14 protein-coding genes are annotated in these 22,650 nt (G+C 69.4%); 7 read left to right on the forward strand and 7 right to left on the reverse strand.

Annotated features, from left to right (window positions below; genetic code table 11):
- Positions 1-38: 38 nt before the first annotated feature.
- From ACFWVV_RS00375 to ngcE, 4 genes are all read right to left on the reverse strand, one after another.
- Complete coding sequence (locus ACFWVV_RS00375) at positions 39-1,307, reverse strand: extracellular solute-binding protein (protein WP_384344054.1); 1,269 nt, start codon at positions 1,305-1,307, stop codon at positions 39-41.
- Between the two features lie 263 nt (positions 1,308-1,570).
- Positions 1,571-2,479, reverse strand: coding sequence for a carbohydrate ABC transporter permease (locus tag ACFWVV_RS00380; protein WP_384344052.1), 909 nt, complete (start codon positions 2,477-2,479; stop codon positions 1,571-1,573).
- 28 nt (positions 2,480-2,507) lie between these two features.
- Positions 2,508-3,512, reverse strand: a complete 1,005-nt coding sequence (locus tag ACFWVV_RS00385) for a carbohydrate ABC transporter permease (protein WP_384344049.1) — start codon at positions 3,510-3,512, stop codon at positions 2,508-2,510.
- A gap of 128 nt (positions 3,513-3,640) precedes the next feature.
- Positions 3,641-5,071 carry an N-acetylglucosamine/diacetylchitobiose ABC transporter substrate-binding protein gene (gene ngcE / locus ACFWVV_RS00390; RefSeq protein WP_384344046.1) on the reverse strand — a complete coding sequence of 477 codons (1,431 nt, stop codon included), beginning with the start codon at positions 5,069-5,071 and terminating at the stop codon, positions 3,641-3,643.
- A 519-nt stretch (positions 5,072-5,590) separates the two neighbouring features.
- On the opposite strand from ngcE, the gene ACFWVV_RS00395 reads away from it, so the two are divergent.
- Together ACFWVV_RS00395 and ACFWVV_RS00400 are read left to right on the forward strand one after the other, a co-directional pair.
- Complete coding sequence (locus ACFWVV_RS00395) at positions 5,591-9,373, forward strand: GH92 family glycosyl hydrolase (protein WP_384344044.1); 3,783 nt, start codon at positions 5,591-5,593, stop codon at positions 9,371-9,373.
- A gap of 169 nt (positions 9,374-9,542) precedes the next feature.
- The gene (locus ACFWVV_RS00400; protein ID WP_384344041.1) at positions 9,543-10,475 is read left to right on the forward strand and encodes an FG-GAP repeat domain-containing protein; all 933 of its coding nucleotides are present in this window, start codon (positions 9,543-9,545) and stop codon (positions 10,473-10,475) included.
- A gap of 102 nt (positions 10,476-10,577) precedes the next feature.
- Here ACFWVV_RS00400 and ACFWVV_RS00405 read toward each other — a convergent pair whose 3' ends face one another.
- Both ACFWVV_RS00405 and ACFWVV_RS00410 read right to left on the reverse strand, forming a co-directional pair.
- Positions 10,578-13,388: an aconitate hydratase gene (locus ACFWVV_RS00405; protein ID WP_384344157.1), complete on the reverse strand. Its 2,811-nt coding sequence runs from the start codon at positions 13,386-13,388 to the stop codon at positions 10,578-10,580.
- Positions 13,389-13,653: 265 nt separating this feature from the next.
- Positions 13,654-14,523 (reverse strand): LLM class flavin-dependent oxidoreductase, encoded by an 870-nt coding sequence (locus ACFWVV_RS00410; RefSeq protein WP_384344038.1) that lies wholly within the window; start codon positions 14,521-14,523, stop codon positions 13,654-13,656.
- A gap of 106 nt (positions 14,524-14,629) precedes the next feature.
- Here ACFWVV_RS00410 and ACFWVV_RS00415 point away from each other — a divergent pair, with 106 nt between their 5' ends.
- Both ACFWVV_RS00415 and ACFWVV_RS00420 read left to right on the forward strand, forming a co-directional pair.
- Positions 14,630-15,553, forward strand: a complete 924-nt coding sequence (locus ACFWVV_RS00415; protein ID WP_384344035.1) for a virginiamycin B lyase — start codon at positions 14,630-14,632, stop codon at positions 15,551-15,553.
- A gap of 109 nt (positions 15,554-15,662) precedes the next feature.
- Entirely contained in the window at positions 15,663-17,189 is a 1,527-nt protein-coding gene (locus tag ACFWVV_RS00420) for a helix-turn-helix domain-containing protein (RefSeq protein WP_384344033.1), read from the forward strand.
- On the opposite strand, the gene ACFWVV_RS00425 is transcribed toward ACFWVV_RS00420, so the two are convergent.
- Positions 17,186-17,803 (reverse strand): TetR/AcrR family transcriptional regulator, encoded by a 618-nt coding sequence (locus ACFWVV_RS00425; RefSeq protein WP_384344030.1) that lies wholly within the window; start codon positions 17,801-17,803, stop codon positions 17,186-17,188. The two genes, ACFWVV_RS00420 and ACFWVV_RS00425, sit on opposite strands and share 4 nt — an antisense overlap.
- 72 nt (positions 17,804-17,875) lie before the next feature.
- On the opposite strand from ACFWVV_RS00425, the gene ACFWVV_RS00430 reads away from it, so the two are divergent.
- The 3 genes from ACFWVV_RS00430 (at position 17,876) to ACFWVV_RS00440 (ending at position 22,611) form a co-directional block, all read left to right on the forward strand.
- The gene (locus tag ACFWVV_RS00430) at positions 17,876-18,919 is read left to right on the forward strand and encodes an FAD-dependent oxidoreductase (protein WP_384344027.1); all 1,044 of its coding nucleotides are present in this window, start codon (positions 17,876-17,878) and stop codon (positions 18,917-18,919) included.
- Between the two features lie 168 nt (positions 18,920-19,087).
- Positions 19,088-20,338 carry a DUF2993 domain-containing protein gene (locus ACFWVV_RS00435; RefSeq protein ID WP_384344024.1) on the forward strand — a complete coding sequence of 417 codons (1,251 nt, stop codon included), beginning with the start codon at positions 19,088-19,090 and terminating at the stop codon, positions 20,336-20,338.
- 161 nt (positions 20,339-20,499) lie between these two features.
- Complete coding sequence (locus ACFWVV_RS00440; RefSeq protein WP_384344021.1) at positions 20,500-22,611, forward strand: prolyl oligopeptidase family serine peptidase; 2,112 nt, start codon at positions 20,500-20,502, stop codon at positions 22,609-22,611.
- Positions 22,612-22,650 lie beyond the last annotated feature (39 nt).

A 22,650-nucleotide genomic window follows, 5' to 3' on the forward strand; every position in this document is an offset into this window, starting at 1 on the left:
GGGAGCGAGGTTCGGAAGGAACGAGCCGGTGAAGCGCGTTACTTGGCCGCTGCCGCCTCGTCGTCGGCCTTCTTCTGCAGGTCGTCCAGGACCGCCTTCGGGTCGTCGGACGCGGCCTTGCCGCCGGTCTTCTTGATCTCGGCGGAGATGACGTCCCAGGCGGTGTCGTTGACGGGGTAGAACTTCGCCGTCGGCAGCGCCTCGAAGAACGGCTTCAGGGACTCGTGCTTCGGGTTGCCCTGCATCTCGGCGACCGCGTCGGTGGTGACCGGCATGAAGTTGTACATCTCGGCGAACGCCACCAGATTCTTCTTGGTGTACGTGAAGTCGAGGAACTTCTTCACGGCGTCCTTCTCGGCGCCGCCGTCCTTGAAGGCCATGGTCCAGTCGGCCACGCCCAGGGTGTTCTGCAGCGGTCCGGTCTTGCCGGGGATGGTGGTGACGCCGTACTCGACCTTGCCGTCCTTGGCCATCTGCACGACGCTCGGGTGGCCGTTCATCATGCCGACCTTGCCGGCGGCGAAGTCGGCGAAGGCCGTCTTGCGGTCGGTGGAGGCGGGGTTGGGGTACGTGAGGCCGGGCTTGACCAGGTTGTCCTGGAGCCACTTGAAGGTCTCGATGTTCTGCGGGCTGTTCAGGGTGTACTTGCCGCCCGCGTCGGTGTACCCGCCGCCGTTGCCCATCTCCCACATCATGGTCTCGCCCTGGGCCTCCTCGGGGCCGAGGGGGAGGGCGTAGGGGGTGTCCGCGGCCTTCTTGTCCTTGATCTTCTTGGCGGCGTCGGCGACCTCGGCCCAGGTGGTGGGCGGCTTGGTGACGCCCGCGGCGGAGAAGACCTTCTTGTTGTAGAAGAGCACCCGACTGGAGGACACCCACGGGATGCCGTAGGCCGCGCCCTTGACCTCTCCGGCCTTGGCGAAGGCGGGGACGATGTTGGCCTTGGTGGCGGGCGAGAGCACGTCGTCGACCTTGTAGAGCAGGTCGTCGGCCACCTTGTCGGCGTAACCGCCGGTCTGCAGGATGTCCGGCTCGTTGCCGGCCGCGATCATGTTTTTGACGTTCTTGTCGATGTCGTTCCAGTTGATGACCTGAACATCGACCTGGTAACCGGAGTTGGCGGCCTCGAAGTCCTTGGCGACCTTGTCCCAGAAGATCTTCGAGGCGTTGGAGGCCTTGTCGCCGTAGTCGGCGGCGACGACCTTGATGGTCTTGCCCTTGCCTTCGCCGCCGCCACTGCCGTCGCCGTCGCCGCCGCACGCGGTGAGCCCGAGTGCCATCACGAGCGTCGCCGCTCCGGTGGCGATCATCCGATTCCTCATACTGTCCAACCCTTCGACATCAGCGTCGACTTGCTGCCACTTCCCGGGGTCGGCCCCGGACCACCGGCCCGGGTGAAGATCTCCCCGCCGCGCCGTGGCGCAGACACTACTCAGCCTCCGCGAAGACGCAACAGGCCTAGACCACTTTCGTGTCCAAGCCGAAATGAGGCTTCAAAAGTGTTCCTGCACAAGTCACTTGAGGGCCCTCCCGGACGTCCGCCCAGGGGCCTGCTCCGGTGTCCCCCGGGTGTCTACTTGAGGGCACCCGCCGTGAGTCCCGCCTGCACCTGGCGCTGGAAGACCGCGTACACCACGAGCACCGGCACCATGGCGATCGTCAGACCCGCGAAGAGCGCACCCCAGTCGCCCCGGTAGCCCTGGGCGATGGCGAGGGAGGCGAGGCCCTGCGGCAGCACGTAACTGGTCTCGTCCTCGCTGTTGAGCAGCAGTGGCAGCAGGTACTGGTTCCACTGGCCGAGGAAGTTGAAGATGCCGATGCTGACCAGGCCCGGCTTGGCCATCGGCAGCATGATCTGGAAGAACGTACGGGTGTGCGACGCGCCGTCCACCATGGCCGCCTCCTGCACCCCCGTGGGCAGCGTGCGGAAGAAGGACGTCAGGAAGAAGGTGGTGAAGGGCAGTGAGTAGGCAATGTACGAGATGATCAGGCCCAGCTTGGTGTCGAGCAGCTGGAGGTTCTCCATCACCGCGAACAGCGGGATCAGCGCCAGGATCACCGGGAACATCATCCCGCCCGCGAAGAGCATGAACACGAACCGGTTGCCGGGGAAGGTGAAGCGGGCGATCACATAGGCGGCCATCGACCCGAGCAGCATGGTCCCGGTCAGCGAGCCGGCCAGGACGACCAGCGAGTTGATGGCGTACTGCCCGATGTGTGCCTTGGTCCAGGCGTTGGTGAAGTTCTCCCAGTGCAGCGAGGAGGGCAGTCCCATCGGGTCGCCCAGGATCTCGCCCGAGGTGCGGAAGGCGGTCAGCGCGACCCAGATCAGTGGTCCCGCCGCCATCACCACCCACAGGACGAGGAAGGCGTGCGAGAAGACGTTGAGGGTGGTGCCCTCGCGGACCGGCTTCGGTGGTGCGGCCGAGGGGGCGGGCGCGGCGGTTCCGTCGGTCCTGGCCCCTGCGTCGAGTGTCGTCATGGTGCGGTGGCTCCCAGGTCTTCGCGCTTCAGTATTCGATCCGGTCGCGGTTCCCGACCCGCATGATGATCAGGGAGAACACCACGCTGAGGACCAGGAGCACGACGCCGATGGCGGTGGCGTAGCCGAACTGGCCGTCCCGGAACCGCTCGTAGAGGAAGACCGGGGTCACCTTCATGGCGTGCTTGGGCATCATGACGAGGACGATGGCGAAGGAGTCCAGGGCCTGGATGCCCATGTAGATCCAGCCCGTGCGTACGGTGTCCCAGATCAGCGGCAGCGTGACCTTGAAGAAGGTGGTGCCGCGGCCGGCTCCGTCGAGCAGTGCGGCTTCGTAGATGTCCTTGGGGACGGCGCCCATCGCGGCTGAGAACAGCACCACGTAGAAGCCGACGAAGCTCCAGCAGATGACGGTGAGGGTGGCGATCAGGGCGAGGCTGTACTCGCCGCCGAGCCAGGCGGGGCCCTTGATGCCGACCGAGTTCAGACCGCCGTTGAGCAGCCCGCTGTTGGTGTTGAAGACGCGCCCCCAGACCACCGCGATGATCGCGACGGACAGGACCTGCGGAAAGAAGTAGACGACCTTGTAGAGGGAGGAGCCCGCCACCCCCGCGATCGCCTGGCCCTTACGGTGCCGGCCGCCCGCGGTGATCATGTAGGCGAAGAACATGCCGAGGACCAGGGTGATGAGCGGGGCGATCACCAGCAGCGTGAGGCTGGTGGTCGTGGACTCCCAGAACCGCTCGTCGTTCCACATTTTGACGTAGTTGTCGAAGCCGACGAAATTCGCGATCGGCCCGCCCGCCCAGTCGGTGAACGAGTAATAGATCGCCTGCAGGAAGGGCGAGATGACGAATACGGCGTAGAAGGCCAGCGGGACCGCGAGAAAGCCCGCGATGAAGCGGTACTTGTCGAGCGTGCGGTACCTGCGGTCGTACCGCACCCGCTCCGGGGTGAATCGGGGCGGCAGGAGAACTGCCAACAGGAACAACAGCCGGTGGGGGGGCTTTTCGGCCCGTGTCTCAGTGCTCATGCCGCTCCGATTTCACCCGTTCATTCACGCATTTCACCCGTTCGTCCACGCACGCCCGCCGGGGCGCGTACCGCGTACCTCGCTGCGGGCCCGCCGGCATCCGGGCCCGCGCCGGCCGTGGTGGTCCCTCAGCCCTTCTGGATCTTGGTCACGTCGGGGTCCTTGGCGACCCGGTCGGCGGCCTTCTGCATGGTGTCCAGGGCCTCCTTCGTCGACATGTCGCCCATCATGAACTTGCCCATCACCGCGTTGAAGTCCTCGGTGAACAACTCGCCGTACCACTCCTTGAAGAAGGGGATGACGATGTTGTCGCCGGCCGCGGTGATGGCCTTCTGCGCGCTGTCGGTGCCGGGCGGCAGCTGGACGCCCTCGATGGCGCCGGTGACGGCGGGGATCGAGCCGACCTCCTTGAAGAAGTTCTTGGCGGCTTCCTTGCTGTACATCATCCGCATCCACTCCAGGCCGCCCTGGAGGTTGGCCGCCTTGGCCGGGACGATGAAGGGCTCGCCGGGCGGGGCGTACAGCGTGCCGAACGGCATGACGTCGCTCTTGCCGAGCGCCGGGGTGGCGCCGACCCGCATCTCGAAGCCCTTGGGCGTGGTGTCCTTGGCCTCGTTCTCCACCCAGGAGCCGTTGGGCACGAAGACGCACTTGCCCTTGGTCCAGGCGGTCTGCATCTCGGTGTGGCCCTCGGTGCCGTCGAAGCCGGTGAGGACGTACTTCTTGGCGACGAGTTCCTCGAAGGCCTCGAAGACGGACTTCACGGCGTCGTGCTTCCAGGCGTTCGGCTCCAGGTAGTCCATGGCGTCCAGCACGGGGCGCCCGCCGGCCTGGGCGAACATGCCGTACATGGAGAAGAGCATGTAGCGGGGGTGGCCGCCCGGGTAGCTCCAGCCGTGGATTCCCTTGGCCTTGGCCTTCTTGCAGACCTCGATCATCGCGTCCCAGGTCGTGGGGTACTCGGCCTCCAGGGTCTCCTTGAGCATCCGCTCGGAGTACCAGTTGCCGTACGCCGTCATGGCGATGTTCAGCTGGAAGCAGCCCTTGGTGCCGAAGGCGCCCATCGCCTGCATGGCGGGCGAGAGGGTGTCGCGGACCTTGACCTTGGGGTCGTCCCAGGAGGGGGCGTCCAGGAGCTCGGTGAAGTCGGCGACCTGCTTGTTGTGGACCAGCTTGCTGATGTTCATCTGGTCGGCGCCGGAGTTGTTGATCACGTCGGCCGACGGGTTGCCCCGGACGATCTTCGGCTGGAGCTGGGTGGCGATCTTCTCCGTGGACTTCTGCGCGGCCTTCGACCTGGGGTAGTGCTTCTGGTACATGTCGGTGACGTACTGGGCGTACTTGTCACCGTAGCCACCGTTGAAGATGTACACCGAAAGCGCGGCGTCCTCCTTGACGGCCAGCGGGTTCTTGTCGGACTTCGTGCCCTTCTCGGCTTCCTTTTCGGCTCCGCCGCCGCTCGCGCAGGAGCTGAGGGCACCGACTCCGGGCACCGCGAGCAGACCGGCGGCCGCCGTCCTCTTCAGTACGTCACGACGGTTGACGTGGGTGGGTCCCATGCTCAAGTCCTCGCCCTCTTCAGGACTCAGGCGGTGTACCGGAGTTGCCCCGCACAAGCCCGCACCGGAATGCGTCTCGGGCGAAGGCCCCGCCACCGCGGTCGGTCGACTCGAATGATTCAGCGGAATTCCGGAGTGCGCGAGGGGCTTCCCGTACCGCCCCCGTGGTCCCCGTTCCCCCTGGTCCGCAGCCGGTTTCAAGAGCACTGCGGACGCCGATAGGTATAGTCCACTTCCCGTCAACTGGGCAAGATCGAAAGCAGGGTTGCGCGGCCTTCTTTCCCTAGTTGAGACCTCTTGGATATCTAGGCCCACTTTTGTCCAACGTGTTCTGCCACAACACCCTTGACACCACTGGCAACTTGACTCCCTACTGGGGGTACGTACGCTCATGACAACGTTGTCCGAGTAGAGGGAGCCTGCGGGATGCCGCCCAGTGGGAGAACCGGATCCAGATCTGGCAGGGGCGCCCCGGCGCCCCTCGCGAGCCTCGCGGCGGGTGCTCTGGCGCTCGCCGTCATGGCGCCGACGGCCGCCGTCGCCGTACCGGCGGCGCCGGGCCAACCCCCGCCCGTCAGCCGGGGTTTCCATTCCTCCTTCGAGGCGGACGAGCCCGCACCCAGCTGGCGCAACACGGTCGAGACGGACGCCAAGGGGCGCAAGCGGGCCTCCGGCGTCGACGGCGGTGACGTGGCAGGCATCCCGGGCAACGTCACCGACCGGGTGACCGCGCTGCGGGCCAGCGCCGAGAACCCGGCGGGCGGCGAGGTCAAGGAGAACCTCGTCGACATCACCCCGGGCAGCAAGTGGCTGACCTTCCTGCCGGTGGGCTGGGTCGAGTTCGACCTGGAGGAGCCGGTCAAGGTCGTCTCGTACGCGCTGACTTCGGCCAACGACGCCGCCGAGCGCGACCCGAAGGACTGGACCCTCCAGGGTTCCGCCGACGGCAAGACCTGGAAGACGCTGGACACCCGCAAGGACGAGACCTTCACGTCCCGCTTCCAGACGAAGTCGTACAGTTTCGCCAACGACGCGGCCTACCCGCACTACCGGCTGGAGATCACCCGAAACGGTGGGGCTCCACTGCTCCAGCTGGCGGACGTGCAGTTCTCGAACGGGGACACCTCCACTCCCACCCCCGAGGACATGCGCAGCCAGGTGGACCGCGGCCCCTCCGGCTCCCCCACCGCCAAGTCGGGTGCCGGTTTCACGGGCAAGCGGGCGCTGCGGTACGCGGGCACGCACAAGGCGGCGGGCCGGGCGTACTCGTACAACAAGGTCTTCGACGTGAACACGCGGATCGGCCGCAACACCGAGCTCTCCTACCGCGTCTTCCCGTCGCTGCCCACGGACGAGAAGGGCGCCGACCTCAGTTACCCGGCCACGAACGTGGCGGTGGACCTGGCATTCACCGACGGCACCTATCTGAGTGACCTGCGCGCCCTCGACCAGCACGGTGCGGTGCTCTCCCCGCAGGGGCAGGGCGCCTCCAAGACGCTGTACGCCAACCAGTGGAACCACAAGGCGTCCCGGATCGGCTCGGTGGCTGCCGGAAAGACGGTCGACCGCATCCTGGTGGCGTACGACAACCCGAAGGGCCCGGCCGCCTTCCGCGGCTGGCTCGACGACGTGAGGATCGCGGAGAAGGCCCCCGAGAAGCGGCTCGCCCGCCTGTCCGACTACGCGAACACCACCCGGGGGACCAACTCCAGCGGCTCGTACTCGCGCGGCAACAACATCCCGGCCACCGCCGTCCCGCACGGCTTCAACTTCTGGACGCCGGTCACCAACGCGGGCTCCACCAGCTGGCTGTACGACTACGCGCGCGGCAACAACAGCGACAACCTGCCCACCCTCCAGGCCTTCAGCGCGAGCCACGAGCCGAGCCCCTGGATGGGCGACCGGCAGACCTTCCAGGTGATGCCCTCCGCGGCGGCGGGCACCCCGGACGCCTCCCGCACCGCCCGCGCGCTGCCCTTCCGCCACGAGAACGAGACCGCGAAGCCGCACTACTACGGCGTGACCTTCGAGAACGGTCTGCGCACCGAGATGACGCCGACCGACCACGCGGCGATGATGCGCTTCACCTATCCGGGTGAGGACGCCAGCATCGTCTTCGACAACGTCTCCAACGACGGCGGTCTCACCCTCGATCCGGCGACCCGCTCCTTCACCGGCTTCTCCGATGTGAAGAGCGGTCTGTCCACCGGCGCCACCAGGCTCTTCGTGTACGGAGTCTTCGACGCGCCGGTCACCGCGAGCGGCAAGCTCAGCGGCGGCGGGGGCGCGGACGTCACCGGCTACCTCCGTTTCAAGCCGTCCGCGGACAGGCAGGTCACCCTGCGCCTGGCCACCTCGCTGATCAGCGTGGACCAGGCCAAGGAGAACCTGGCGCAGGAGATCCCGGCGGGCTCCCGCTTCGAGCGGATCCGCGACCGCGCCCAGGACGCCTGGGACGGTCTCCTGGGCCGGGTCGAGGTGGAGGGCGCGAGCCACGACCAGCTGACCACCCTCTACTCCAGTCTCTACCGCCTCTACCTCTACCCCAATGCCGGGCACGAGAAGGTGGGCGGGAAGACCAGGTACGCGAGCCCCTTCTCCCCGCAGACCGGGCCCGACACCCCCACCCACACCGGCGCGAAGATCGTCGACGGTGAGGTGTTCGTCAACAACGGCTTCTGGGACACCTACCGCACGACCTGGCCCGCGTACTCCTTCCTCACACCGAAGAAGGCGGGGAAGCTGGTCGACGGTTTCGTGCAGCAGTACAAGGACGGCGGCTGGATCTCCCGCTGGTCGTCGCCGGGTTACGCGGACCTGATGACCGGTACCTCCTCGGACGTCGCGTTCGCCGACGCGTTCGTCAAGGGTGTGGACTTCGACGCGACCGCCGCGTACGAGGCGGCGCTCAAGAACGCCACCGTCCTGCCGCCGTTCTCCGGGGTCGGCCGCAAGGGCATGGACACCTCCCCGTTCCTCGGGTACGCCTCCACCAAGACCCATGAGGGCCTGTCCTGGTCGCTGGAGGGATACCTCAACGACTACGGACTCGCCAAGATGGGCGAGGCCCTCCACAAGAAGACGAAGAAGGCCCGCTACAAGGAGGAGTCGGCCTACTTCCTCAACCGGGCGCAGAACTACGTGAAGCTCTTCGACTCCAGGGCCGGCTTCTTCCAGGGCCGTGACCTGAAGGGCGACTGGCGGGTCCCGTCCGAGAAGTTCGACCCGCGCGTCTGGGGTCACGACTACACCGAAACGAACGGCTGGGGTTACGCGTTCACCGCCCCGCAGGACAGCCGCGGCCTCGCCAACCTCTACGGCGGCCGCCCGGGCCTGGGCAAGAAACTGGACACGTACTTCGCCACCCCGGAGACCGCGTCCCCCGAGTTCACCGGTTCGTACGGCAGCGTCATCCACGAGATGACCGAGGCCCGTGACGTGCGGATGGGCATGTACGGGCACTCCAACCAGGTCGCCCACCACGCCACCTACATGTACAACGCGGCAGCCCAGCCCTGGAAGACCCAGGCCAAGGTCCGCGAGGTGCTCTCCCGCCTCTACACGGGCAGCGAGATCGGCCAGGGCTATCACGGCGACGAGGACAACGGCGAGCAGTCCGCCTGGTTCCTCTTCTCCGCGCTCGGCTTCTATCCGCTGGTGATGGGCAGCGGGGAGTACGCGGTCGGCTCGCCGCTCTTCACCAAGGCGACCGTGCACCTGGAGAACGGCCGCGACCTGGTGGTCCGCGCGCCGAAGAACAACGCGAAGAACGTCTACGTCCAGTCCCTGCGGGTGAACGGCAAGCCATGGAACTCCACGGCGCTGCCGCACAGCCTCCTCGCGCGCGGCGCCACCCTGGACTTCGCGATGGGCGAGCGGCCCACCGCCTGGGGCTCAGGCCGTGGCGGTGCCCCGGTCTCCCTCACCCAGGACGACAGGGCCCCGGCCCCGCGCGCCGACGCCCTCACCGGCTCAGGACCGCTCTTCGACAACTCCTCCACCACCGAGGCACCGCTCACGGCCACGACGGACCTGTCCGTCGCCGCGCCGACCCGCGCCCTCCAGTACACCCTCACCTCGGCCGACCACCGCAAGGCCCCGGCCGGCTGGGTGCTGCAGGGCTCCGCGGACGGCAAGAAGTGGGACGTACTGGACGAGCGCAAGCGGGAGGAGTTCGCCTGGGACCGCCAGACCCGGGTCTTCATGGTGGCCGCCCCCGGCGAGTACCGGCACTACCGGCTGGTGACGGATGTTCAGGGCGCGGACGGAGGGACGCTGGCAGAGCTGGAACTGCTGTCTTGATCACGCCCCCAAGTGATCACCAATTGCCCCACAATGATCATTCTCGCGCTCCATATACCAATTCCGTGAAGGTAATTGGCATGTGAAGATGAAGTGGATAGATCCTGCCGGAGCCGTGACGCCCCCACGAGGACGCGTCACGGCTCCTTCATGCCCCTGGAGTCATACCGTGGCCGAACTCTCTGGCCCCCAGCGCGGACGCTTCCTGTCCCGCGTCACCGTTGCGGCGATCGCCGCGGCACTCGTGGCCACCACGACCGGTGCCCACGCAGCGGAGAACCCGCAGCGCGACAAGGCGGCCGACGCGGCCGTCGCCGTCAAGAAGGCGGACCGCGCCGCCGCCCCGAAGCAGTCGCGCGCGGCTGCCGCCGCCGCTCCCGCCGTGGTCAAGGGCACGTTCGGCGTGGTCGGCTCGGACCTGTACATGCACAAGCCGAACGGTGTCGGCGGCCTCGCAGCCCGTGAGTTCGTCACCGACGGATACACGTTCCCGAACGCCGCACAGGCGGACACCGACGGCGACGGCGCCGTGGACGGCATCTGGACGTGGACGCCCGAGGGCGAGCTGCACTTCTCCGACGGCGAGCTCAGCTACTCGGTCGGTCCGGGCTGGAACACCTACAACCGGTCGTTCTCCCCCGGCGACCTGGGCGGCTCGACCTCGGGCTACGACCTCATCGGCCGTGACGCCACCGGTGCGCTCTGGGTGCACGACGGCACGGCCATCGGCACCACCACCGGCCGCACCAAGGTCGGCACGGGCTGGGGCCAGTACACGCAGATCGCAGGTCTGGGCGACATCAGCGGTGACGGCAACGCAGACATCGTGGCCCGGGACTCCTCCGGCACGCTGTGGCTGCACGCCGGCACCGGCGACATCGCCAAGCCGTTCAAGTACCCGACCAAGATCGGTACCGGCTGGAACCAGTACAACCTCATCCAGGGCGCGGGCGACCTGGACAACGACGGCATCGTCGACATCATCGCGCGCGACACCTCGGGCACGCTGTGGCGCCACTCGGGCACCGGCGACGCCGCCGCCCCGGTCGCCGCGCGCGGCAAGGTCGGCACGGGCTACCAGCAGTACGGCCTGATGTTCTGATCCGCTGCCGGGCCGGCGCGCTTGCGGGCCGGCCCGGTGCACGGCGAAGGGCCGCACTCCCGGATTTAGGGGGTGCGGCCCTTCGTCATGGACCTGCCGGTACTAGCTGCGGATCAGCGAACGCAGCACGTACTGGAGGATGCCGCCGTTGCGGTAGTAGTCCGCCTCGCCGGGGGTGTCGATGCGCAGCTTGGCGTCGAACTCCACGTCGCCTGCCTTGACCTTCAGCGTGTCCGGGATGCCGCCGTCGTTGAGACCGGTGACGCCCGTGATCGAGAAGGTCTCCTCGCCGGTCAGGCCCAGCGACTCGGCCGAGGCGCCCTCCGGGTACTGGAGCGGAAGGACGCCCATGCCGATGAGGTTCGAGCGGTGGATGCGCTCGTACGACTCGGCGATGACGGCCTTGACGCCCAGGAGCGCGGTGCCCTTGGCCGCCCAGTCGCGGGACGAGCCCGAGCCGTACTCCTTGCCCGCCAGGATGACCAGCGGGGTGCCGGCGGCCTGGTAGTTCTGCGAGGCGTCGTAGATGTACGAGACGGGGGCGTCGGCCTGCGTGAAGTCACGCGTGAAGCCGCCCTCGGTGCCCGGCGCGATCTGGTTGCGCAGGCGGATGTTGGCGAACGTGCCACGGATCATGACCTCGTGGTTGCCGCGGCGCGAGCCGTACGAGTTGAACTCGCGGCGCTCGACGCCGTGCTCCGTGAGGTACTTGCCGGCCGGGGTGTCGGCCTTGATCGCACCGGCCGGGGAGATGTGGTCGGTGGTGACCGAGTCGCCCAGCTTGGCCAGCACACGGGCGCCCGCGATGTCCTCGACCGGGGTCGTCTCCATCGTCATGCCCTCGAAGTACGGGGGCTTGCGCACGTAGGTGGACTCGTTGTCCCACTCGAAGGTGTTGCCGGTGGGGATCGAGAGGGCCTGCCACTGGGCGTCGCCCGCGAAGACGTCCTGGTAGGACTTGTTGAACATGTCCTCACCGATGGAGTTGGCGACGACGTCGTTCACCTCGGCCTCGGTCGGCCAGATGTCGGCCAGGTAGACCGGCTTGCCCTCCTGGTCGGTGCCCAGGGCTTCGGTGGTGATGTCGACCTTCATCGAACCGGCGAGGGCGTACGCGACGACCAGCGGCGGGGAGGCCAGGTAGTTCATCTTGACGTCGGGGTTGATGCGGCCCTCGAAGTTCCGGTTGCCGGAGAGGACCGACGTGACCGCGAGGTCGTTGTCGTTGACGGCCTTGGAGACCTCCTCGGGCAGCGGGCCCGAGTTGCCGATGCAGGTCGTGCAGCCGTAACCGACCAGGTTGAAGCCGACCTTGTCGAGGTAGGGGGTGAGCCCGGCCTTGTCGAAGTAGTCGGTGACGACCTTGGAGCCCGGGGCGAGCGTGGTCTTGACCCACGGCTTGCGGGTCAGGCCCTTCTCGACGGCCTTCTTCGCGACGAGCGCGGCGGCGACCATCACGTACGGGTTCGAGGTGTTGGTGCAGGAGGTGATGGCCGCGACCGTCACCGCACCGTGGTCCAGCTCGTAGGTGGAACCGTCGGCGGCGGTCACGGTGACCGGGTTGGACGGTACCGGGACGCCCGTGGAGGAACCGTGCTCGGGCGCGCCGGCGCCGTTGTCGTCGCTGCCGTAGGCCGGGGCGTCACTGGCCGGGAAGGACTCGTCGCTGGCCTCGTCGACCGGGGAGCCCTGCGCCTTGGCCGGCTGCGGGACGGGCGCGTCGACGTAGTTGAGGACGTCCACGGCGAACTGCTCGGCGGCGTTGGCGAGGACGATGCGGTCCTGCGGGCGCTTGGGACCGGCGATGGAGGGGACGACCGTGGAGAGGTCGAGCTCCAGCTTCTCGGAGAAGTCGGGCTCGGCGGCCGGGTCGAGCCAGAGGCCCTGCTCCTTGGCGTACGCCTCGACGAGCGCGACCTGCTGCTTGTCGCGGCCGGTCAGACGCAGGTACTTGAGCGTCTCGTCGTCGATCGGGAAGATCGCCGCGGTGGAACCGAACTCCGGCGACATGTTGCCGATGGTGGCGCGGTTGGCGAGCGAGGTGGCGGCGACGCCCTCACCGTAGAACTCGACGAACTTGCCGACGACACCGTGCTTGCGCAGCATCTCGGTGATCGTGAGGACCAGGTCGGTGGCGGTGGTGCCGGCCGGCAGCTCGCCGGTCAGCTTGAAGCCGACGACGCGCGGGATCAGCATGGAGACCGGCTGGCCGAGCATCGCGGCCTCGGCCTCGATGCCGCCGACGCCCCAGCCCAGCACGCCCAGGCCGTTGACCATGGTGGTGTGCGAGTCGGTGCCGACGAGGGTGTCGGGGTACGCCTGGCCACCCCGGACCATGACGGTGCGGGCCAGGTGCTCGATGTTGACCTGGTGGACGATGCCGGTGCCCGGGGGGACGACCTTGAACTCGTCGAAGGCGGTCTGGCCCCAGCGCAGGAACTGGTAGCGCTCCTTGTTGCGGCCGTACTCCAGCTCCACGTTCTGCTGGAAGGCGTTGGCGGTGCCGAACTTGTCGGCGATGACGGAGTGGTCGATGACCAGCTCGGCCGGGGCCAGCGGGTTGATCTTCGCCGGGTCGCCGCCCAGCTCCTTCACGGCCTCACGCATCGTGGCGAGGTCCACGACGCAGGGCACGCCCGTGAAGTCCTGCATGATCACGCGGGCCGGCGTGAACTGGATCTCCTGGCTGGGCTGGGCCTGGGAGTCCCAGCTGCCGATCGCCCGGATGTGGTCGGCGGTGATGTTCGCGCCGTCCTCCGTACGCAGCAGGTTCTCCAGCAGGACCTTCAGGCTGTAAGGGAGGCGCGCGGAGCCCTCGACCTTGTCCAGCTTGAAGATCTCGTACGACTCGTCACCCACGCGCAGCGTGCTGCGGGCGTCGAAGCTGTTCGCCGACACGACAGTCTCCTTCAGTCAAAAAAGTGCGCGTTCTACCGCAATACAGCAATCCTGCCGCCACGACTCCGGGCCGACCCGCTAAGGTAAGGCTTAGTTAGGTAACCCTTACCGAGAAGTGGCGACTGCGGCGCGCTGGGCAGATATCTCGATGTCGAGATAACTCTAGTACATGGCCGCAGCGCGGTCATGCCCGGGCGCGGCCGTGCGGCGCGCCCGGGCATGAGCCGTGCGTCACTTTCCTGTCCTCGTCAGCGGACCCGGGGCGGCCCGGCGGGAGGTGCTAGAGCCGCGGCGGCCCCTGTTCGACCCTGCGCAGAATGGGGCCGAGCCGGTCGATGTCCTCGTGGCGCTCGTACTGCCGCTCGTCCCACCAGGTCGCCCCGGCGTCCGCGAGCGGGCCGATCAGGTCACGGGCCGCCGCCGGGTCTCCGGGGCTCGCCCCGCCGGCGACGAACTCGAAGGGGTGGGCGGCCGGTGGGTCCTGCCCGCGGTGCTTGCGTACGTAGGCGACCAGCTCGCGGAACTCCTGCGGGTCAGGTGCGTGGCCGTGCTTGGCGGAATCGAAGAGCGGGACGGCGCCGTCCCAGCGGGCGGCCCGGCGCATCGGGGGCCTGGCCGGCCAGAACCCGGCGATCCAGACCGGCGGGCGGGGGCGCTGCACCGTCGCGGGCAGCAGGGTCACGTCGTGGGCCGTGTAGTGGCGGCCCTCGTGGTCGACGGGCTCGCCCGTCCAGAACCGCTGGATCAGGCCCAGGCCCTCGTCGAGACGCTCGGCGAGCTCGACGGGGCGCGCCGTGTCGCCGAAGCTCTCGTACTCGTCCTCGATGGGGCCGCCGAGGCCCGCGCCGAGGACGAGCCTGCCGTTGCTGAGCGAGTCGAGCGTGGCGCTCTGGCGGGCGAGTTCCTGCGGCCGCCGGCGTGGGACCGCGGTCACCAGGGTGCCCAGCTTGATGCGGCTCGTCGCCAGGGCGGCGGCGGTCAGCAGCATCCAGGGGTCCGCGAAGGGGCGGTCGCCGTGGGCGCGGTGCTGGACGTGGTCCCAGACGAAGAGACCGTCCCAGCCCGCCTCCTCGGCGGCACGGGCCAGTTCGGCGACCGTGCGGGGGTCGGCGAAATCACCGAAGCACGGGATGTTCACGGAGAAGCGCATCCCGGCATGGTGCATGTCCGGCGGCCGAGGGGCAACAACTAACATGCGCCGGAGCCCGGTTGCAGGGCCCCGGCCCACCACCCCCCGATGCGAGGAGCCGCACGTCATGTCACCCACCGGACCGTCCCCGCGCCCGCGCGTGACGATCACCGAGATCCCCGTCTCCGGCCCCGAGGCCGGGCCGTACGGGGTGACCTCGGGGCCGGACGGGGCCCTCTGGTTCACCAAGGTGCACGAGGGGGCCGTCGGCCGGGTGCCCGTGACGGGCGGTGAGGTGTCCTCGTACCCGCTGCCCAAGGCCGACGGCGGCCCCACCGTGATCGTGCCGGGACCGGACGGGGCGCTGTGGTTCACCGAGTACAAGGGGGACCGGATCGGGCGGATGGCCCTGGACGGCACGGTCAGCAGCTTCTCGCCGGGCGCTGGGTCCGGGCCGTACGGGATCGCGGTGGGCGGGGACGGCGCCCTGTGGTTCACGCAGATGAACCACGACCGGATCGGGCGGATCACGCCTGCCGGTGCGATGACGGAGTTCGATCTGCCGGTCACCGGCAGCTTCCCGTCGGCCATCGCCGCGGACCCGGGCGGCGGCCGGATGTGGTTCACGCTGAACCAGGCCAACGCGGTCGGCGTGATCGGTCTCGACGGCGACGGCATCGTGATCCACCGGCTGCCGACGCCCGACGCCGGTCCTGTGGGTATCGCAGCGGGGCCGGACGGGGCGATGTGGTGGGTGGAGATCGGGGCCGGGCAGCTCGGCCGGATCACCGCCGACGGCACCATCGACGAGTTCCCGCTGCCGGACCGGGGCGCACGCCCGCACGCCCTGGTGACGGGTGCGGACGGCGCGCTGTGGTTCACCGAGTGGGGCGCCAACCGGGTCGGCCGGATCACCGCAGACGGCGGCAGGATCGACTCCTACGACCTTCCCTCCCCCGCCTCCGAGCCGCACGGCATCACGCTCGGCGGCGACGGCGCGCTGTGGGTGGCGCTGGAGACGGGGAAGCTGGCGCGGATCGCACCTGAGTAACGGCAGCCGTCTGCTGGGCACCCGCAGGGAGTTGACGTGCCGCCAGGGCCGTCACCCCTTTGGCCCATCCGAGTGAGTTGTCATCTCATATCTGAGATAGCCTTCCCCCATGGCAGACGACTACCTCGTACGCATCGGCAAGCTCATCCGTGACGCGCGTCAGCACCGTGGCTGGACCCAGACGCAGCTCGCGGACGCCCTGGGCACCAGCCAGAGTGCGGTGAACCGCATCGAGCGCGGCAATCAAAACATCAGCCTTGAGATGATCGCCCGAATCGGTGAAGCCCTCGACAGTGAGATCGTGTCGTTGGGGTACTCGGGTCCGATGCATCTGCGAGTGGTGGGCGGCCGGCGCCTGTCCGGCGCCATCGACGTCAAGACCAGCAAGAACGCGTGTGTGGCACTGCTGTGCGCCACCCTCCTCAACAAGGGCCGCACGGTGCTGCGGAAGGTCGCGAGGATCGAGGAGGTGTACCGCCTTCTGGAGGTACTGAGCTCCATCGGCGTGCGGACCCGCTGGATCAACGACGGCAAGGACCTGGAGATCGTCCCGCCCGCGGACCTGGACATGGCGTCGATGGACGCGGACGCGGCCCGCCGCACCCGCTCCATCATCATGTTCCTGGGCCCGCTGCTGCACCGGATGGACCGCTTCAAGCTGCCGTACGCGGGCGGTTGCGACCTCGGCACCCGCACCATCGAGCCGCACATGATCGCGCTGCGCCGGTTCGGCCTGGACATCACGGCCACCGAGGGCATCTACCACGCGCAGGTCGAGAAGGCGGGCCCGGACCGTCCGATCGTGCTGACCGAGCGCGGCGACACCGTCACCGAGAACGCGCTGCTGGCGGCCGCCCGTTACGACGGCAGGACCGTCATCCGCAACGCCTCCTCCAACTACATGGTCCAGGACCTGTGTTTCTTCCTCGAAGCGCTGGGCGTCAGGGTCGACGGCGTCGGCACGACCACGCTGACCGTGCACGGGGTGCCGGAGATCGACGTGGACGTCGACTACTCCCCCTCCGAGGACCCGGTCGAGGCGATGAGCCTGCTGGCCGCGGCCGTCGTGACGGAGTCGGAACTGACGATCCGCCGGGTCCCGATCGAGTTCCTGGAGATCGAGCTGGCGGTCCTGGAGGAGATGGGACTCGACCACGACCGTTCCGCCGAGTACTGCGCGGACAACGGCCGCACCCGGCTGGTCGACCTGACGGTCCGGCCCTCCAAGCTCGAAGCACCGATCGACAAGATCCACCCGATGCCCTTCCCGGGCCTGAACATCGACAACGTCCCCTTCTTCGCGGCCATCGCCGCCACCGCCCAGGGCCAGACGCTGATCCACGACTGGGTCTACGACAACCGGGCGATCTACCTCACCGACCTCAACCGCCTCGGCGGTCGCCTCCAGCTCCTGGACCCCCACCGGGTACTGGTCGAGGGCCCGACCCGCTGGCGCGCGGCGGAGATGATGTGCCCGCCGGCCCTGCGCCCGGCCGTGGTCGTCCTGCTGGCCATGATGGCCGCCGAGGGCACGTCGGTGCTGCGCAATGTGTATGTCATCAACCGCGGTTACGAGGACCTGGCCGAGCGCCTGAACTCGGTGGGCGCGCAGATCGAGATCTTCCGCGACATCTAGGGCCGCTCCTGCCCTTCGGGGCCGGCCCCGCCGCCGGGCTCCGGGTACACCGCGTGCAGCAGGTCCCGGACGAAGCGGTCCAGGTCGTGCAGGCCGGCGGCCTCCAGCGTGGCGGGGCCGCCGGCCAGCAGGTGCGGGATGGCGGCGTGCAGCGCGAGCGTGACGGTGGCCGCGCGCTGCGGCGTGACCGGCAGGCCGGCGGCGCGCTGCGCCGCTTCCAGGCGCGCGAAGTCGGCCGCGGCGATGGGGTCGAGAATGGCCGAGAGCCAGGGGCGGCGGGCCGCCTCGGCCTGCAGCTCCAGCACCGCGAGGAGCCGGTCTCGGCCCGGCCCCGCGACATCCCGCAGCAGGGCGGCGGCCATCGCCGCCAGGGCTTCGCGGTCCTGCGGCGGCTCTCCGCCCGCCGCCCGGGCGGAGAGCTCGCGGTACTGCTCCAGGCAGCGTTCGGCCACCGCGCGCAGCAGGGCGTCGCGGGAGGGGAAGTAGTTCTTGGCGGTACCCGACGGTACGTCGGCTGCCGCGTCGACGGCCCGGTGCGTCAGCCCGCGCCCGCCCGTTCCGGCCAGTACTGCCAGGGCCGCGTCGCGCAGCCGGTCCCGCCTTTCCTGATTCACCTGGCCAAGACTACCCCACCCGTGGTACCACAGTTGTGGTAGACCGGTGCACGGCGATGAGCGGGGTACGTCATGGCGGGAACGGCAGTGGTCGTGGGCGCGGGGATCGGCGGGCTGAGCACGGCGATCGGGCTGCGCCGCGCGGGATGGAGCGTCTCGGTCCTGGAGCGGCGGGCGGATCTGGAGCAGTACGGCGCCGCGTTCGGCATCCACCCGAACGCACAGGGCGCGCTCGGCCGCCTCGGGCTCGGCGAGGTACTGGAGCGCCGCGCGGTGCCCTACCGGAACGCACAGATCCGCGATCCCCGGGGCAAGGTCCTGGCGAGCCTGCCGCTGGAGCGCATCGAGAAGAAGGCCGGGCGGCCCGAACTGCTCATCTCCCGGCCGTACTTGATCCAGTCGCTGCTGGCCGAGCTGGAGGGTTTCGGTGACGTTCCGCTGAAGTTCGGCGAGAACGCAGCGGACGGCAGCGGCGTGGACGCGCTGGTGGCCGGGCACGACCTGGTGGTCGGCGCCGACGGCATCCGCAGCGCGGTGCGCACCGCCACGTTCGGCGGACGCAGCGGCCCCCGGGAGATCGGGTCCGTCGCGTGGATCGGCATCGCGGACTTCGAGAGCGGGGTGTACGGGGAGACCTGGGGCCGGGGCAGGTTCTTCGGGATGACCCCGGTCGAGCCGGGCCGGACCAACTGGTACGCCACCGTGCCGGGGGCCACCACCGCCGACGAGCTGCGCGGCTGCTTCGAGGGATGGCACGACCCGATCCCCCGCCTGCTGGCGGAGACCGACCCCGCGCACTGGATCCGGTACGAGATGCGGCACCTCCACCCCGCGCTGCCCACCTTCGTGCGGGGCGGCAAGGTGGCCCTGGTCGGCGACGCGGCGCATGCCATGACGCCCAATCTGGGGCAGGGCGCGTGTACGGCGATCCTGGACGCGGATGCCCTGACGCGGGCCGTCGCCGAGCGGCCGGACCTGCCCACCGCGCTCCGCGCCTACGACACGGAGCGGCGCCGCAGCGCACAGCGGGTCGCCTTCGGCTCGCGCACGCTGCACCGCTTCATGTCGACGGAGCGGGCCGGTCTCCGCGACGCGGTGGTCGGACTGCTGCCGTAGGGGGCGGCGGAGGAGCTGCCGCCCTGCGGTGTCGCGCCCGCCTGCCCCCCAGGGAGAGAGGCCTGTGACCAGGCAGTAAACCCCGTCAAATGCGGTGGAGACGGTCATCGAGCTTGCGTTCGAGGGTGGTGCACATGGTGGGATGAGCCGATGCGACCCCCCACACGCATGAATGCCGACAGCACGTCCCCCCACGAACCGGTCAGGCCCAGGAACCCGTACGAGGAGCTCGCCAAACTCGCCCCGCCGGAGCCCGACTACGGCTCCTACGAGCCCGATGCCCGGATTCTCGGCCTCGGGCTGAAGTCGGAGAAGGACGACGAGGACGAGCCGTGGCAGCCGCCCAACCACCGCGGGCGCAGCCGGCTTGCCGCCGTTCCCGCGCTCTTCAAGGTGGCCGTGGCCGCGCTGGTCTGCGCGGTGTTCCTGCTGCTCACCGACCGGTTCGCCGTGCTGTACGCGCAGGACAAGGCCGAGGAGCAGCTGAAGAAGTCGATGAAGCTGGCCACCGCGCCCGAGGTCGACATCCACGGCTTCCCCTTCCTCACCCAGGTCTTCGACAAGCGCCTCGACCGCGTCGAGGTTGCGGTTCCCGACGTGGCCGCCGACCGCGTATCCATCGCCGAAGTGCGGGCCACCGCGCGGGACATCAGCATCGTCGGCAGCCTGCCGACGTCGATCCAGGGTGCCGTCATCGGCAGCGTGGAGGGCGACGTACTGCTGTCCTTCGACGACCTGAACCGTGAACTCGGTTCGTCCCAGGCCAAGTTCAGTAAGGACGGCGACAACAGGGTCAAGGTGACGGGGGAACTGCCGGTCGCCGGAACGAAGGTGCTGATCGGGGCGGAGGCGCACATCCGGCGCGACGGCGACCAGGCGGTCTCCACCACCATCGACCACATGCGGGTGGACGTCCCGGGACTGGTGACCTACCGGCCGGGCAAGGACCGGGCCACCTCGGGCCTGCGGCTGCACCCGCAGGCGGCGGCGCAGCTCGCCCAGCAGGCGACGCGCGTCAAGGAGATGCTGGCCGTTCCCGCGGTGGTGGACCGGCTGGGCATTCCGAAGGAGTGGGTGCGCAAGGCGCTCAGCAGCGAGACCGAACTGCACCGGCTGACCGGTTCTCCGCGGTTCGTGAAGCAATTGATGGGCCTCAATCTGATGGATGTGGTGGTCGACCACCCGTGGCTGCTGGAGAAGGTGGGCATCGACCCGAAGATGATCGCCTCCCTGCTGGCGATGCGGCCGCCGGAACTGTCGGAGAAGCTGTCGCTGTCGTTCAGACTGCCGAAGACTCCCGGCGAGCTGCGACTCCGCGAGGTCAAGGTGGAGCCGGAGGGCATCCGGGCAGACCTGGCGGGGACGGGACTGTCGTTCGGCAACGTGACCGGCGGGGCCAAGCAGGGCGCGGCCGAGTAGGGCGTGGCCAGGTGGGGTGGGACCGGGTAGGGCAGGACCAGGCAGGGCAGGACCGGTCCGAGTAGCGCGAGCGGGCCCCGACTGCGCGGAACGAGGTGCAGTTGTGCCATTTCATATGTCACATCCTTGACCATGATCGTGCGGGCGGAGACGATGACCGCATGTCACCAGAGCCTCTCGCCGATCCGTTCCTCGCCCTGTCCGCCCGCACCGGCCGGTTCTCCTACGGCGCACCACGTGCCGCCGCCTTCGCCGACGGCGGGCGGCTGCTCTGTTTCCTCCGCTCGTCCGGACCGGCCGACCCGTACGACGCCCTGTGGGTGCTCGACACCGTCACGGGTGAGGAACGGCAGCTCGCGGACCCCCGTGCGCTCGCGCCCGAGGGGGGCGAACCCCCTCTGGCCGAGCGGCAGTTGCGCGAGCGCATCCGGCTGACGGCGCCCGGCATCGGCTCCTACTCCCTCTCCGCCGACGGCCGCTTCGCCGTCTTCGCGCTGTACGGGCGGCTGTTCAGGACCAGCACCGGGCCGAAGGCCGAAACGGAGGAGATCCCCTCCCCCGGCCCGGTCTTCGACCCCCGGCCGGACGGTGAAGGCTCGCGCATCGCCTACGTCTGCGAGGACCGGCTGTACGTTTCCGGGTGCGCCGGGTCCGGTCCGGCCTCGGCCGCCCCCCGAAGCGGCCCGGTCGCGGTGTCGCCCGACGACGGCGCCCGCTGGGGCATCGCGGAGTTCGCGGCGGCCGAGGAGCTGGGCCGCTCGCGCGGCCACTGGTGGAGCCCCGGCGGCCGGATGCTGCTCGCCGCCAGGGTCGACGAGTCGGCGCTCCCCCGCTTCGACTACGGCGGCGAGTTCGCCTACCCGAGGGCGGGCGGGCCGAACGCGGACGTCCAGCTGTGGGTGCTGGACGCCGGGGCGGCGGACGAAGGCGGGGCCGGGGGTGTCCGCCTGGACTGGGACACGACGGCGTACCCCTATGTCACGGACGCCGGCTGGGACACGGACGGCGAAATCCTGCTGACCGTGCAGGACCGCCTCCAGCACGAGGCACTGCTGCTGGCGGCGGACCCGGCGACCGGCAGCACCCGGCTGCTGTCGAGCACCTCGCACCCCCTGTGGGTCGATCCGCTCCCCGGCACTCCGGCCCGGCTCGCGGACGGCCGGATGCTGACCTCCGCGGACACTCCGCAGGGCGAGGCCCGCGGCCTTGCCCTGGACGGGCACCTGCTGACCGGCACCGATCTGCAAGTACGTTCATTCGAGAGGGAGTTCGCGGGCGGGTTGCTCGTCACGGCGGCCCGGGACGAACCCGCCGACCAGCACGTCGTCCTCATCGACCCGGACACCGGTGCGCTCCGCCCCCTCACGGACGGATCCGGGGTGCACAGCGTCACCGCGTCGACGGGCACCCTCCTGATCACGGCCGCGCGTCCCGGCGAGGGCGTGCGGCGCACCGTACACACGGAGGACGGCCGGGAGTTGATGCTGCGGGACCTCTCCGAGCCGCTGCCGTACCGGGTCGCTCCCCGGCTCGCCAGGGTGACCGGGCACCGGTTGCCGACGGCGGTGGTCCTGCCGCGCGGACACGCACCCGGGCGGCGGCTGCCGGTCCTGCTCGACGTGTACGGCGGGCCCGGCGCGCAGGCCGTGACGAACGACCCGCGCGCGCAGCAGCACCGGCAGTGGTGGGCCGACCAGGGCTTCGCCGTGGTGACGGTCGACAACCGCGGCACGTCGAACGTCTCGCCCGCCTTCACCCACGCCATGTACCGCGGATTCTCCCGGGTCACCCTCGACGACCAGGTGGCCGCCCTCCACGAACTCGCTTCACTCAACCCCGAGTTGGACCTCGGAAGAGTGGCGGTGCGGGGCTGGTCGTACGGCGGCTACCTGGCCGCGCTCGCGGTGCTGCGCCGGCCCGACGTGTTCCACGTGGGCATCGCGGGCGCCCCGCCGACCGACTTCCGCGCGTACGACACCGCCTACACCGAGCGCTACCTCGGTCTCCCCGACGAGAACCCCGGGGTGTACGAGGAGGACTGCCTGGTGAAGGACGCCGCGGCGCTGCGCAGGCCCCTGCTGCTGATCCACGGTCTCGCCGACGACAACGTGCACCCCTCGCACAGCCTCCGTCTCTCCGAGGCGCTGACCCGGGCGGGACGGGAACACGAGCTGCTCACCCTCCCCGGCGTCAGCCACATGACCCCGGGCGGTGTGCGGGAGCGGCTGATGGTGCGCGAGCTCGCCTACCTGCGGAAGGTGTGGGGAGAGTAGGACAGCAGGTGCGGGGCCGCAGAGAGGTTCTCCGGCCCC

Origin of the sequence: Streptomyces sp. NPDC058663, from assembly GCF_042716745.1 — a bacterium.
Taxonomy (GTDB): Bacteria; Actinomycetota; Actinomycetes; order Streptomycetales; family Streptomycetaceae; genus Streptomyces.